The organism is Shinella sp. M31, from assembly GCF_049199205.1.
GTDB lineage: Bacteria > Pseudomonadota > Alphaproteobacteria > Rhizobiales > Rhizobiaceae > Shinella.
Genome location: NZ_JBLZPH010000183.1, coordinates 1 through 840, shown reverse-complemented (window position 1 = coordinate 840; position 840 = coordinate 1). Strand labels below are relative to the sequence as shown.

The window sequence follows — 840 nt, the reverse complement described above, 5'->3', positions numbered from 1 at the left end:
GTCTTCTATCTCGGTCTTGTCGCCGCGCTCGCGGTGTATGCCGTGTCCTTCCTTTACAAGTTCATCAAGGTGGCCAAGAACGTCCTGGTCTATGACGATGCCCAGATGATCCTTGCCATGCTCGGCCTGATCGATGCCGCGCTTGTGGCGAGCCTCATCCTCATGGTCATGATCGCCGGCTACGAGAATTTCGTCAGCCGCTTCGACGAGGCGGAGAAGGACGTGTCCTTCCTCGGCAAGCTCGATTCCGGCAGCCTGAAGATCAAGGTTGCTTCGTCCATCGTCGCGATCTCGTCGATCCACCTGCTGCAGGTCTTCCTAAACGTGCAGCAATACACCGACGGCCGCCTGATGTGGCTGACGCTGATGCACCTGGCTTTCGTGGTCTCCGCCGTGCTGCTGGGTTTCCTCGAGCAAATCATGGGCAAGCTGAAGGGCTGAGCCATCGCGAAAGCGAGGAGGGCAGGGCGCCGCGGAGATCCGCCGGCGCCCTTTTTGTTGTCGTGAAGTCAAGCGAAAGATCGCCGATGTCCCCGACATTCTCCTTATCCACCGGGTCGTTTTGGTGTTTTCACGAGGAAGGGGAGGGGCTGCGGTATGTATGTACCGCACGACAAGGGTTTCGTGCGATGATTTCCCGTCGAAAGGAATGTTCTGGCTGTGCTTGATCCGAGAAAATCAGAAATCTCCTTTTAATACCAATGACTTGTCGATTTTCTGCATTTTTATGAAATCGAGTGTTGACGGTTGAAAACTGTGGGCCTATAACCCGGCCATCGAACGAGAGCGGCGGCGCTTCTGGCGGCCGACGAACTCGCTCTAAGGTTTCCTGATGGAGCT

2 protein-coding genes are annotated in these 840 nt (G+C 56.1%); one reads left to right on the top strand and one right to left on the bottom strand.

All coding sequences use genetic code 11. The annotated features are described in order from the left end of the window. Positions 1 to 441 (top strand): YqhA family protein (locus ACOZKU_RS27665; protein WP_421581598.1); only part of this gene is annotated, 441 nt, incomplete at its 5' end. A 130-nt stretch (positions 442 to 571) separates the two neighbouring features. Here ACOZKU_RS27665 and ACOZKU_RS27660 read toward each other — a convergent pair. Then, positions 572 to 840: hypothetical protein (locus tag ACOZKU_RS27660; RefSeq protein ID WP_421581597.1), on the bottom strand; the 269-nt coding region annotated here is incomplete at its 5' end.